The organism is Lentilitoribacter sp. JB5-8, from assembly GCF_055693385.1.
Genome location: NZ_CM146332.1, coordinates 1,079,498 through 1,091,615, shown reverse-complemented (window position 1 = coordinate 1,091,615; position 12,118 = coordinate 1,079,498). Strand labels below are relative to the sequence as shown.

At 44.1% G+C, this 12,118-nt stretch carries 11 protein-coding genes; 2 read left to right on the top strand and 9 right to left on the bottom strand.

The annotated features are described in order from the left end of the window. Window positions 1-6: 6 nt before the first annotated feature. From ACZ1GZ_RS05205 to mscL, 7 genes are all read right to left on the bottom strand, one after another. Window positions 7-885, bottom strand: coding sequence for a protein-glutamate O-methyltransferase (locus tag ACZ1GZ_RS05205; protein WP_472667415.1), 879 nt, complete (start codon window positions 883-885; stop codon window positions 7-9). A 14-nt stretch (window positions 886-899) separates the two neighbouring features. Beyond that, a complete protein-coding gene (locus ACZ1GZ_RS05200; protein ID WP_472667414.1) occupies window positions 900-3,221 on the bottom strand; it encodes a chemotaxis protein CheA in 2,322 nt (773 codons plus the stop codon). 37 nt (window positions 3,222-3,258) lie between these two features. Continuing rightward, entirely contained in the window at window positions 3,259-3,624 is a 366-nt protein-coding gene (locus ACZ1GZ_RS05195) for a response regulator (protein ID WP_472667413.1), read from the bottom strand. Beyond that, on the bottom strand, window positions 3,624-3,920 hold the full coding sequence (locus ACZ1GZ_RS05190; RefSeq protein ID WP_472667412.1) for an STAS domain-containing protein: 297 nt from the start codon (window positions 3,918-3,920) through the stop codon (window positions 3,624-3,626). Before ACZ1GZ_RS05190 ends, ACZ1GZ_RS05195 begins: the two co-directional genes overlap by 1 nt. 827 nt (window positions 3,921-4,747) lie before the next feature. Continuing rightward, a complete protein-coding gene (locus tag ACZ1GZ_RS05185) occupies window positions 4,748-6,277 on the bottom strand; it encodes a SulP family inorganic anion transporter (RefSeq protein WP_472668238.1) in 1,530 nt (509 codons plus the stop codon). A 168-nt stretch (window positions 6,278-6,445) separates the two neighbouring features. Beyond that, window positions 6,446-7,369 (bottom strand): DMT family transporter, encoded by a 924-nt coding sequence (locus ACZ1GZ_RS05180; RefSeq protein WP_472667411.1) that lies wholly within the window; start codon window positions 7,367-7,369, stop codon window positions 6,446-6,448. 140 nt (window positions 7,370-7,509) lie between these two features. Beyond that, window positions 7,510-7,923, bottom strand: a complete 414-nt coding sequence (gene mscL, locus ACZ1GZ_RS05175) for a large conductance mechanosensitive channel protein MscL (protein ID WP_472667410.1) — start codon at window positions 7,921-7,923, stop codon at window positions 7,510-7,512. 192 nt (window positions 7,924-8,115) lie between these two features. On the opposite strand from mscL, the gene ACZ1GZ_RS05170 reads away from it, so the two are divergent. Together ACZ1GZ_RS05170 and ACZ1GZ_RS05165 are read left to right on the top strand one after the other, a co-directional pair. Then, window positions 8,116-8,475, top strand: coding sequence for a DUF952 domain-containing protein (locus ACZ1GZ_RS05170; protein WP_472667409.1), 360 nt, complete (start codon window positions 8,116-8,118; stop codon window positions 8,473-8,475). Further along, on the top strand, window positions 8,472-9,569 hold the full coding sequence (locus ACZ1GZ_RS05165; protein ID WP_472667408.1) for a quinone-dependent dihydroorotate dehydrogenase: 1,098 nt from the start codon (window positions 8,472-8,474) through the stop codon (window positions 9,567-9,569). The genes ACZ1GZ_RS05170 and ACZ1GZ_RS05165 overlap by 4 nt, the downstream gene beginning before the upstream one ends. Window positions 9,570-9,571: 2 nt before the next feature. On the opposite strand, the gene ACZ1GZ_RS05160 is transcribed toward ACZ1GZ_RS05165, so the two are convergent. Next, complete coding sequence (locus tag ACZ1GZ_RS05160) at window positions 9,572-10,009, bottom strand: hypothetical protein (protein ID WP_472667407.1); 438 nt, start codon at window positions 10,007-10,009, stop codon at window positions 9,572-9,574. Between the two features lie 124 nt (window positions 10,010-10,133). Beyond that, window positions 10,134-11,951, bottom strand: coding sequence for a polysaccharide biosynthesis protein (locus ACZ1GZ_RS05155; RefSeq protein ID WP_472667406.1), 1,818 nt, complete (start codon window positions 11,949-11,951; stop codon window positions 10,134-10,136). Window positions 11,952-12,118 lie beyond the last annotated feature (167 nt).

The window sequence follows — 12,118 nt, the reverse complement described above, 5'->3', positions numbered from 1 at the left end:
GGCGATTTACCCCTTAAACCTAAAGGCTGTCACGCCTACATTGTCAAAGCGCGCTTTCGCAGGACCAGACAAGCGTTCTGAATGGCCGATATACAGATATCCATCCTTTAAAAGCACATCTGAATAGCGCTGCCAGATTTTTGCCTGCGTTGGATCATCAAAATAGATCACAACATTGCGGCAGAAAATAACATCAAACTTACCCTTAAATGGCCAGTTCGCGATGAGATTTAGTTCTCTAAAGGAAATAAGATCCTTAACATGATCTTTGACCTGGAATTTTCCCTGACCAAGATCATTGAAATATTCTTTACGAAACTGCTGCCCAACAGGCTCAATCGCATCAGCGGTGTAAATACCCTCACTTGCAGAGGCGACAACCTTCGGGTCGATATCGGATGCAAGCAATCTAAAATCGTATTTCGTGGCATCTGGGAACATCGACAAAATAGTCATAGCAAGCGAATAAGGTTCATGACCTAACGAGCAAGCTGATGACCAAATTCTTACCCGACCGCCTGCTTTCGCACGACTGATTAACGCAGGTAGTACATCGCTTGCAAGATGCTCAAAATGATGGCGTTCACGATAAAATTTTGTAAAGTTTGTCGTCAATTGCGACAGCATTTCACGGCGTTCTTCTGCACCGCGTTCTGAACCTACAAGTTCGCAATACTGTCTGAAGCTTGAAAGACCAATTTTTCTTAAACGCTTGGAAAGACGCGAATAAACAAGTGAAGCCTTGCTTTCATTTAAGAATATGCCAGCGTCTGCGTAAATCATATCAGCAATATCTGACAGATCACGACGCGTCAGCGGAGACTCACCAGAAACCAATTGTTCTGATGGTGAACCATTTGACATAATTGAACTCGAAATACTCATTACAAAATTTGTCCTTAAGCTGACTTTAATTCTTCAATAGCAAGACTTTGGCCTTTGGACGCTGAAACAATCATGTCGACATCCAAGATAAGCGCCACGCGCCCATCACCAAGGATTGTGGCAGCAGCGATACCTGGAACGTTAGAATAGTTTGATTCCAAACTCTTAATAACAACCTGACGCTGCCCTTGAATTGCATCAACCATAAGCGCGCGTTGACCACCGCCTTCACTTTCAACGAGAAGCGCAACACCCTCAATTGGATCAGCAGGCTCATCGCGGAAATTTAAGATTTCTCCTACGTCCACGAGCGGGCAGAATGTTTCGCGAATGGCGATCAAACGCTGTTTTGCACCAAATCCATGAATGTCTGATTTCTCCGGCTGTAGCGTTTCAACAATTGCTGTTAGTGGCACAACCAATGTTTGGTCGGCAACCGATACAACCATGCCATCAAGAACCGCCAATGTGAGTGGCAAGCTCATTGAGAAAATTGAGCCTTTACCCGGGTTGGATTGAATTGAAATACGTCCACCTAGCGATTGAATGGACTTTTTCACAACATCCATGCCGACACCACGACCTGAGATATCTGATAATTTCTCAGCTGTTGAGAAACCAGGATGGAAGATCAGGTTATCGATTTCTTCGTCAGATAGATTGCTTTCAGCGGTAATAAGGCCATTATCCATGGCTTTTTGTTTCACACGTTCGCGGTTAATACCTGCACCATCATCTTCAATCTCAATAACAATACGGCCTGAACGGTGTTTCGCAGAAAGTTTCACCATGCCTTGAGGGTCTTTACCTGCTGCTTTTCGATCTTCAGCAGATTCAAGACCATGATCCACCGAGTTGCGGATCATGTGAGTTAACGGTTCAGCAAGCTTATCGATAACGGTTTTATCAACCTCGGTATTTTCACCTTCAGTGACCAAGCGCACATTTTTCCCAACCATATCGGCGATTTCACGTACAATACGTGACATACGCTGGAAAACAGGTTTCACAGGCTGCGCACGAATTGCCATCACACTATCTTGGATTTCGCGTGTGAGTTGGTTCAACTCATCCAAACCAAGATTAATATTGTTGCCTTGACCACTAACGGTCTCTTCGCTCTCGCCAACACTTTGTGCAAGCATAGCCTGGTTAATGACAAGCTCACCAACCAAGTTGATCAGGCGATCAACACGATCCAAATCAACACGAATTTGCTGTGTCGGCGCGACCGCAGCAACTTTTGGTTTTTTAACAGGTTCTTTTGCAATAGGAGATGCAGCTTTTGCAGGCTCTTTTGCCGGTGCCGGTGCAGGTGCTGCAGCTTGTGGCGCAGCAGCAGCTGGAGCTGGTGCGGGCGTTGGTGCAGCAGGTGCCTCAGCTACCGGAGTAGGTGCAGGTGCAACTTTTTCTTCGGGCTCACCCAACATAGATAGATCAAATGGAACAGGTACCATTGGAGCTTCTTCACCATCATCATCTGAATCAGCGCGACCTGCTGTTACTTCAAGTTTACAATCCCATTCAGCAAATTCAAATACTTGGCGGATTGCATCTTCATCGCTCTCAGTTGTAAGCGTCACGCTCCATGTCAGGTACGAATCTTCCGGGTCCATACCTTCAAGATCAGGCAATGCATCAGAATTACAACGCACTTCCATCTGACCAAGTTGAGCGAGGTCTCTAAATAGTAATGCTGTGTCATTTCCTTTGGCGTACAAACCTGCATTTGGTTTGAACTCAATTGTAAATACGTTTCCATCTACAATTTCCGGAGCAGCTTCTTCAACAGTGGCTTCGTCCATGTCATCAAAAGAAAATGGAACGGGTTGGAACCCACTATCATCTGTTGGAGCAGGCTCAGCCTCTTCAGCAACCGGAGCAGGCTCTTCGGCAACTGGTGCAGGGGCAGGAGCCGCAGCTTCTGGCGCAGCTTCTCCGTCCGGCAGAGGTTGGCCATTTGCAAGTGCTTCAAGGTCTTTTGCAAGGGTTGAAGAACGCGCTGGATCAACAGTGCCACCATCTCTGGCTGCTGCGGTCAAATCTGCCAAGACATCTGCAGATTTGAGCATGACCTTCATGACGGTTTCATCTGGATCCAATTTGTTGGAGCGAACACAGTCCAGTGTTGTTTCAAATACGTGGGCAAACGCCACAAGGTCGTCTAAACCAAATGCACCTGCACCGCCTTTAATGGAATGAACTGCACGAAACACCGCGTTCACCGTTTCAGGGTCATCGTCACCATCATTCATGGCAAGAAGACCTGTTTCCAGTTCTGTCAGTTGTTCTTCACATTCTTGGAAGAAAATTTCCTTGATTTCGTTCATATCCATGAGGAAAAAGTCCTATTAGGCAGTATTTAAATTCAAATTAGGCTGTAACGCGCTCAATAGCTGACACGAGCTTTGTTGGGTCAAATGGCTTTACAATCCAACCGGTAGCACCTGCTTGACGGGCACGATTCTTTTTCTCGTCATCGCTTTCAGTCGTCAAAACTAAGATTGGAACGCTTCTATAGCGTTCGTTTTGGCGTACACCTTCAATAAAGCCGAAGCCATCGAGGCGCGGCATATTGATGTCAGTTACAATCACATCTGGGTTAGACTCTTCTAAAACCTCAAGCCCTTCCATGCCATCCTCAGCCTGCACAGTGTCAAAACCGGCATTGTTAAGTGTGACCAAAAGCATATTTCTGATCGTGCGCGAATCATCGACCGTCAGTACTTTAGTTTTCATTACGCTGTCTCCTTTGATGGCAATACTTCGCCAGATATTCCTAGTAATTTCAATGTGTTCTCAAAAGCTTCAGACATGGTGCCTAGCATCAAGCTTTTGCCATCAGCATCCCATGTCTTTTTGGCTGCGAGCAGCACCTGGACACATTGTGCGCCCGATTTTCGTACATCTGCTGCGTCGATCTCGACGTTATGCCCCTTCAGCTCAACCAATTGAGCATGCATGGCACTTACGGCATTCAAGTCCAGATTATCTGGAAGCTTAAGGATGCTTGGTGCTTCGTTCTCGTCACCCATGTTCATTCCTTTTGACGTTAAAATTACGGTTCCAGCCTTTGTGCGCCATACCTGTCGCGACAGTAGCCATCGAAAATGGTGCGAAGCTTTGCGGCTGCGAATATCGCGCCAACAAAATTTCGACGATTGAATAAGGAAGGTGCCAAATAGTGGACGATATAAACAACAATGTGTTGCTTAAATGCTGCCCCCGTTTTGCAATATCTCTCGCATTAAATAACAATGCGTATCCCCACTCGCTGCAATTTCGCTTGTAAACTGGACATAAACCAAGCCTAGGAGTGAGTGCGATCGCTAAAAAGCATTCAAAACTCAAAATCGAGACAAGACCATTTCGGCCCATTTACAAAAAGAAAAAAATCCGGATCAGAACCGGTGCGACGATAGAGCATCATGCCATTGGGTAAGAAGTTGGAAACACCAGACTTTTACGCAAATCAACGCAATTACAATTTTTATGGTTAATTCCTTGCCTGAAGGTTAACGTAATGAAATGAATTTTCACAAAATGGCACACGAAGCATGTTTTCTGGGATTTTCGGCCCCAAATTTTGTGAAAAGCCTCAGGCAAGTTTTGTAAGACATCATTGACCAAGCAATAAATTGCGTAACTTTCTAATTATAGAAAGCTGTTTTTGAGGGGTTTAAGCAATGAGTATACTCGGTATCTGTGCTGCAATCATCGCACTTAAGACTATGATGACGTTTCTAGTTGTTATGCGTATCAACACACCAGAGACACCTGAACAGCACGAACTATTCTATTAGTTTCCTACAAAATTTAAGACACGTTTACCTTAATTGGTAAGCTTAAGAGGCCATTAAAACTAATGGCCACCACCGCCTAATGCGCCAATCTTAATTGAATAATCGGCTGCGATCTCATAATCCGGATCGTCCTCTGAATCCACGACAAGTTGACCTGCGCGCTCCAGAAGTCTGTGGCAATCGCGCGATAAATGACGCAATTGAACTGACTTGCCTTCCGCTTGGTATTTCACCGCAACAGCATCGATAACTTGCAATGCGGATTGGTCAGCAACACGGCTTGATGCAAAATCAATAATCACGCGATCTGGATCATTTTTTGGATCAAATAATTCCATGAAGCCTTCTGATGATCCGAAGAATAACGGTCCGAAAATCTCATAGGTTTTTGACCCATCATGAGTAATTCGTGTTCTAGCTTCAATGCGCACCGCATTTGTCCAAGCGTATGCAAGAGCAGACACAATCACACCAACCACAACGGCAATTGCAAGGTCAGCATAGACTGTAACTGCAGTCACAAGCACGATCACCAACGCATCTGTGAGTGGGATTTTGCGGAACAAGCGCAAGCTCTGCCAAGCAAATGTGCCAATAACAACCATGAACATTACACCGACGAGTGCGGCCAACGGAATTTGTTCGATTAAACCGGACGCAAACAAAATGAACACGAGCAAGAACAAAGCTGCAGAAATACCAGATATTCTGGTACGGCCGCCAGATTTCACATTGATCATGGACTGGCCGATCATAGCACAACCACCCATACCGCCAAAGAAACCAGTGACCACATTTGATGCACCTTGCGCCATGCATTCTTGAGATGCACCGCCACGACGGTTCGTCATTTCACCGACGAGATTAAGCGTTAGAAGGCTCTCTATCAAACCAATCGCTGCCAAAATAAGTGCATATGGGAAAATGATTTGTAACGTTTCAAGAGTGAATGGAACTTGCGGGATTGCAAATTGTGGAAGACCACCCTCAATAGAAGCGAGATCCCCAACACGCGGCACGTCAATACCAAATGCAATTACCATAATTGCGACAATGGCGATACCCGCCAATGGCGCAGGAATAATGTTTGAAATTTTAGGCATGCCCCAAATGATCAACATTGTAAGACCCACAAGAGCCAGGCTTATAATGAGTGGCATTCCCGTCATCCAAACCTTAGCACCATCGGGACCTGGAACTTGGAATTGGGTAAGCTGCGCGAGGAAGATAACGATCGCCAGACCATTTACGAAACCAAGCATGACAGGATGCGGCACCAAGCGGATAAATTTACCAAGTCGGAAAATTCCAGCCAGCAGCTGCAATATTCCCATCAACACAACGGTCGCAAACAAATATTGCACGCCATGTTCAGCAACAAGCGCGACCATGACCACAGCCAACGCACCTGTGGCACCTGAAATCATGCCCGGACGACCACCGAAAACAGCTGTAATTAATCCAACCAAAAATGCGGCATATAACCCGACAAGTGGATGAACGCCTGCAACAAATGCAAATGCGACGGCCTCTGGAACAAGCGCCAATGCAACAGTTAGACCGGACAAAAGCTCGGTTTTGACTTGCATAGGTGTCAATTTGACAGCTTCTGAATCTTTGTTTGAGCCGGATTTTACACGCAGCGCAAACGCCTTAAGCGGGTTGATAGCCAAAATATCATCTCATTTTTTTGGAGGTAATTTTGACCTTGCTTTTAAATCGATTTTTTTGAATTGCAAGTCGAACACCCTTCAAAATCACGTAGATGACGACTTTTCCTTGCCAAAGAGGCTAAATATCCTGCCATCAATCGTCGCCAAACTTAAAACGATGAGCGCTAATCCCAACATTTGGTTAAGCTGAATGGTTTCATTTAGAACAAGAACGCCCAAAATAATGGCACTTGGTGGAATTAAAAATGTCACCAAAAGCAAGTTGGTCGCTCCTGCCCTTGCCAATATTTCGAAGAATAAAATGTAGGCCAAAACCGTTGATAACAAAGCCAACGCGACCAATGCTAAGATGGAATGCAAGGATGGCATGGGCAGGTTCCAGGGTTGATCAATCAGCAAGACCAAAGGCAACATGAGAAAACTCGACGCAGTGACCTGACCTGTGGCTACAGTTATTGGTTTTATCCCTAAAGTTTGAAAGCGTTTTCCAAATATGCCTGCAAAAGCATAGCTGGTGGTGGCGAGCAATATAGCTATCTGGGCAAAAATATGAATGCCCAATGCCTGTAATGCATCGATGCCGATCATAATTGCCACTCCGAAAAAGCCAATTAGAACCCCTGCTATTTTGCGACCTGTCAGTTTTTCATCGCTCGTCAAAAAATGCGCGACAATTACGGTAAAGATTGGCGTTGTGGCATTTAATATTGATGCTAAACCTGAAGAAATATGGCTTTGCCCATAGGCGATCAACGAGAATGGAATGGCGTTGTTCAACAATCCCATGATCAAAAATGCCAACAGGATCTTGGCCTGCGTGGGAAAAGCGTAGCCCATTACTTTCAAGATAAGATGCAGCGCCAATGCGGATAAAAACACACGCACTAAGACAATGGTCAAAGGTGGCACATCACTTATGGCAATGCCCACGAACAAAAATGACCCACCCCAAAGAAACGATAACGCGATCAGCATAATCCACTCTGCTTTGCCCATTGTTTTATTCATATGTTTTCCCTCTCATCACAAGAGCTATTGATAGAACAAAAGGGTGCATGTCGCATTCCGTTTCTTGCATCCTTCATTTAACCAAAAAAGCCCCTGTTATCGGTATGACAACAGGGGCTTATATCTAAAAAATTCTGCGGTTATTTTTTCAACAAATCGCGAATTTCTTCAAGCAGCTGCACATCCGCTGGAGGTGCTGCAGGCTCTGCTGGTTTTTCTTCTTCTTTTTTCTTTAAATTGTTAACTGCTTTTACAAGCATGAAGATGATCCAAGCTAGGATCACAAAATTAACCGCAACTGTGAGGAAGTTACCCCAAGCAAGAACGGCACCTTGCTCTTTCGCCGCATCAAGTGCTGTGGCTGTCACCGCATCATTGAGTGGAATGAAGTAGCTTGAAAAATCAAGACCGCCGAAAATCGCACTCACGATTGGCATAATGATATCGTCGACCAAAGATTTAACAATAAGTCCAAATGCACCACCGATAATGATACCGACAGCCATATCCATCACATTGCCCTTGGCAATGAAATCCTTAAATTCTTTTAACATGTATTTATCCCCCGAAGGTAAAAGTTGTAAAATAGACCGTCGACAAACTACAAGATTTCAAAGAAACTTCAACATGCAAGTCGAAACAGCACGTAATTATACGTGAATAAACGACGACGATAATTGTGCATTGTTGATTTAGATTAGTGTTCCAACCTTTTTTACAGCGTAGGATGGTGATACTCACACACCATGAGCAATATAATTTATAAAATTAGCCCGATGGAACTTTGGCAGAAGGCCGAGGCTCAAGGTGAGTTTACCGGTGCGCCAATTGACATCCAGGACGGATATATTCATTTTTCAACGGCAGAACAGAGTGTTGAAACCGCTGTAAAGCATTTTTCAAATCAGTCAGACCTTTATCTTATCGCAGTTGATGCAGACAAACTTGGAGACGCACTCAAATATGAAGTATCTCGTGGAAATGCACTTTTCCCGCATTTATACGCAACTCTGAAAATGGATGCAGTTCTTTGGGTTAAACCTCTTCCACTGGGTGAAGATGGTACACATATATTTCCAAATCTTGATGACAGTGCAAACTTATGAGCCGAATTTATCAAAACATACTTCGCAATGCCATTTTTAAACTGGATGCAGAAATTGCTCACGGCTTGTCCATCAAGGCTTTAAAACTTGGCACGGTTCCGAAGCCAAACTTCCATTCAGATGATCGTCTTATTAAACGCATTGCGGGACTGGAATTTAAAAATCCTGTTGGGATGGCAGCTGGCTTTGACAAAAATGCAGAGGTTCCAACAGCACTGCTAAAAATGGGTTTCGGCTTCACAGAAGTTGGTACAATCACCCCTTTAGCGCAAGCGGGGAACCCCAAACCTCGTATCTTTCGATTGCCTGAAGATCATGCGGTGATTAATCGACTTGGTTTTAACAATGAAGGCCATGAAGCGGCTCTTGAGCGTTTAGGGGCAATTACGCACCGTGCTGGCATCATCGGGGTAAATATTGGCGCAAATAAAACCAGCTCTGATATGGTTGAAGATTATGTGAAAGGCATTCGCGCATTTTATAAATTTGCTGATTATTTCACTGCAAACATTTCCTCACCCAACACGCCTGGATTACGAGATTTACAAGCGCGGGAAAGCCTTGCGCAATTGCTTTCAAGATGTATGGCAGAGCGCGATAAATTAACAGAGGCCACTCAAAAACAGATCCCATTATTCTTAAAAATTGCTCCTGATCTGACAGAAGAGGGTCTGGACGATATTGCAGCTGAGGTTTTGTCTCACAATCTAGATGGCATAATTGTTTCCAATACGACGCTTTCACGCCAAGGGTTAAAAAACCAAAGAGTAAGCTCACAAGCTGGAGGGTTGTCTGGTCGCCCTGTTTTACAACGCTCAAATATTGTTTTGGCAAAAATGCGTCAAAGATTGGGTGATGATTTTCCGATTATCGGCGTAGGTGGTATTGAAGATGCGTCATCTGCACTTGAGAAAATGAAGGCTGGTGCGGATTTGGTTCAACTTTACACAGGTATGATTTACCAAGGCCCAACAATTGCTTGCGACATTAATCATGGTCTTAGCCAATATTGTGATCAAAATCAGCTTGGACATATTGATGATATTTGCAACACCAGTGTGCGCGAATATGCAGATCAATCAATTCCGGAATAACTTTAGCTCAGAGCAACGACGACGTTGAACTTTCGACCTTCTGGGACAACTCGGAAGGAGCTAACTACTTTTCGGCTTGTTCGAGCAAAACCCTCACATGCTGCACGGATAGTATTTACCGGACCTTCATAGGATGGCAATGGATGCATGTCTGAAGACTTGACCGGTATAACATTTTTAAACGTGATATTATCGGGTGTCGGTGAGTAAAGTTGTTTAACTGCTTTTCGCAATGCAATGTTAAGAGTTAATTGCGGCAAACTACCAGGATTAAAATCGGTGACGATGATCTCACCTTCATCTGATTTTTGTATTCGCACCCAAAAGAATGGGTCCTCACTGGACACAACTTTAACTGAAAAATCATCTGATTGAACGGAAAGGCTTTTGCTTGCTGTGAGAGATTGCAACTCTTCGAAATTAACAATATTCGTTGACATAGGAACTCACAGGATACGCATTAACACTTCTTTAACTATATCGGTTTTTGCGCACAGCTCAACGCAAATCTGCCCCTTTCGGCAGATCTTTTTTTACATGGTTAATTTCAGTGGGAGGTTACACTTAGATATCTTGCGAGAGATGATATCCCTCAACCCATTTTTCAATACATTGGCGTATCACTTGCGGATCGCGTTCATCAACAGCGCTTTCAATGCACGTTACCAATTCAAGCATATTTTCTTCGCTTAAATCAGCTTCTTTTGCACGGAAGATCTGCGGATTATCTGTTGGCAATGTGCCTGGTTCGATTAGCAGCTCCTCATAGAGCTTTTCACCCGATCTTAAACCGGTGACCGAAATCTCAATATCACCATCGGGATTTTCAGCATCCTTGACTTTAAAACCCGACAATTCAATTAAACGGGTTGCCAGATCATAGATTTTAATGGGTTCGCCCATATCGAGCACAAATACTTCGCCACCTTCGGCTGACGCACTCGCCAGCAAAACCAGAGACGATGCTTCAGGGATGGTCATAAAGTATCGCGTAACATCTCTATGGGTTAGCGTGATCGGCCCACCCCTTGCGATCTGATCTTTGAACAATGGCACCACAGATCCTGATGAGCCCAACACATTTCCAAAACGCACGATTGAAAAAACCGTATTGTTTCGCTGGCTTTGTAAATACTGGATGACATGTTCTGCTAAACGTTTAGTTGCGCCCATAACATTGGTTGGATTAACAGCCTTGTCAGTTGAAATGAGCGTAAAACGTTCTACGCCATTTTCAGCCGCAGCTTCAGCTAATACTTTTGTACCCAAAACATTGTTACGAGCACCTTCAACTTCATTAAATTCAACCAAAGGCACATGTTTATACGCGGCTGCATGATATATTGATTTCACATCATATTGTTTAATCAAATCATCAATGAGCGTCCGGTCAGAGACACTCCCTAAACACGGAACAATTTGGCCTTGTGTATGATTTGGATGAACCTTCAATTCAGCTTCAATACGATAAAGGGCAAATTCAGACTGTTCTAATAAAATGATGCGACCCACCTTATTGGCGAGCAATTGCCGACAAATTTCCGATCCGATGGAGCCACCAGCACCGCTAACCAGTACAGTTTTACCCTCTATGATATCTTTGACTTCCTGGTTTTGCAGATCAATGCTGTCTCGCCCCAATACTTCATCGACCGACACCTGACGAAGCGAGCCTAACACGTTACCAGATTTGATCACATCATTAATGCTTGGAAGCTCACGGATTTTACAATCCAACTCTCCCAACATTGACAAAACCTGACGTCGTCTTGGTGCTGTTAACGATGGGATCGCGAGAAAAATCTCTTTTACCGCATCGTCTTTTACATAGTTTGCCAGACCATCCGGCGAGGAAACTCGCAACCCTTCAACCACCAAACCGTGCAAAGTGCGATTATCATCGACCAATGCAACGGGACGATACTCGCTCGATTGCTTTAGTGCCAATATGAGCTGAACGCCTGCTTGACCAGCACCGAAAATAGCTACGGGCAAACGGCTTCGACTGGAATTAAGAATGTCGCGAATTGCATAAATTGCAACCAAGCGGGAACTTAAAACCAGCATGATAAATGTCAGCATAAATATAACAGGCACCGTTCTGGGTGCTCCCAGCGACAGCAATATATTCGATATGAAACCGATAAGGCTGAGCGCAAGGATTGCGATAACAGTTTTGGTAATCGCAGAAACATCAAAACCTGACAGCTTTAACCTATGGAGCTGAAACGCATAAAATATGATCGGATATGCAATTACCAACGCACCAAGAAGCGGAATTGAACGCTCCATGAATTGCAACGGCATTAGATCATTTAATCGCATGACCAAAGCTGCATAAAGTGCAAATGGAATGAGAAACACATCTGTTACTAAAACCAATAACGCTCTTGTGAACCTTGGTAGACTATTTAAAAAATTACGCATTTATACTTTTCGTTATTACCCTCTAGCCTGAGGTAACCGAGTTGTATTTATTATGCAACTCCCAGACATAAAAGAAGGTTAAAGATAAAGTTGAATCAGGTCAAAAAAATGTCCTGAAATAA

What these genes read in the sequence shown, in the direction of transcription:
- ACZ1GZ_RS05160 (WP_472667407.1), bottom strand. Translation starts at nt 10,009, where the DNA reads ATGTCAACGAATATTGTTAATTTCGAAGAGTTGCAATCTCTCACAGCA.
- ACZ1GZ_RS05205 (WP_472667415.1), bottom strand. Translation starts at nt 885, where the DNA reads ATGAGTATTTCGAGTTCAATTATGTCAAATGGTTCACCATCAGAACAA.
- mscL (WP_472667410.1), bottom strand. Translation starts at nt 7,923, where the DNA reads ATGTTAAAAGAATTTAAGGATTTCATTGCCAAGGGCAATGTGATGGAT.
- ACZ1GZ_RS05165 (WP_472667408.1), top strand. Translation starts at nt 8,472, where the DNA reads ATGAGCCGAATTTATCAAAACATACTTCGCAATGCCATTTTTAAACTG.
- ACZ1GZ_RS05185 (WP_472668238.1), bottom strand. Translation starts at nt 6,277, where the DNA reads ATGCAAGTCAAAACCGAGCTTTTGTCCGGTCTAACTGTTGCATTGGCG.
- ACZ1GZ_RS05190 (WP_472667412.1), bottom strand. Translation starts at nt 3,920, where the DNA reads ATGGGTGACGAGAACGAAGCACCAAGCATCCTTAAGCTTCCAGATAAT.
- ACZ1GZ_RS05195 (WP_472667413.1), bottom strand. Translation starts at nt 3,624, where the DNA reads ATGAAAACTAAAGTACTGACGGTCGATGATTCGCGCACGATCAGAAAT.
- ACZ1GZ_RS05180 (WP_472667411.1), bottom strand. Translation starts at nt 7,369, where the DNA reads ATGAATAAAACAATGGGCAAAGCAGAGTGGATTATGCTGATCGCGTTA.
- ACZ1GZ_RS05170 (WP_472667409.1), top strand. Translation starts at nt 8,116, where the DNA reads ATGAGCAATATAATTTATAAAATTAGCCCGATGGAACTTTGGCAGAAG.
- ACZ1GZ_RS05200 (WP_472667414.1), bottom strand. Translation starts at nt 3,221, where the DNA reads ATGGATATGAACGAAATCAAGGAAATTTTCTTCCAAGAATGTGAAGAA.